The organism is Arthrobacter agilis (genome assembly GCF_006494655.1).
GTDB lineage: Bacteria > Actinomycetota > Actinomycetes > Actinomycetales > Micrococcaceae > Arthrobacter_D > Arthrobacter_D agilis.
This window is the reverse complement of the sequence record NZ_VHIM01000033.1, coordinates 1-316: the sequence shown is the minus strand read 5'-3', so window position 1 is coordinate 316 and position 316 is coordinate 1. Positions and strand designations below refer to the sequence as shown.

At 75.0% G+C, this 316-nt stretch carries 1 pseudogene; it reads left to right on the top strand.

Annotated features, from left to right (window positions below):
* Nucleotides 1–124 precede the first annotated feature (124 nt).
* A pseudogene (locus tag FJV46_RS15090) lies at nt 125–316 on the top strand (MFS transporter); the annotation flags it as partial.

The window sequence follows — 316 nt, the reverse complement described above, 5'->3', positions numbered from 1 at the left end:
CCCGCCGGGGAGCGGGAGGGGATCAACGCCTGACCGGCCGCTGAAACGCGTGGACCCGGGCCGTGGCCGGGCGCAGCAGCGCGGATAGACTGCTCCGATCACGGCGACCAGGAGGGACACGCGGATGCGGCAGCAGGACCAGCACGCGGACCGGCGGCAGGCAGACCCGGGCCCGGCGGGTCCGGGGGCCGACCTCGTGCAGCGTCACGTGGTCCGGGTCCTCGTCGTCGCCCAGATCATCGGCGGACTCGGAGCCGGCGCCACGCTCTCACTCGATGCCCTGCTCGCAGCGGAGACCTCCGGCTCCAGCGCCTGG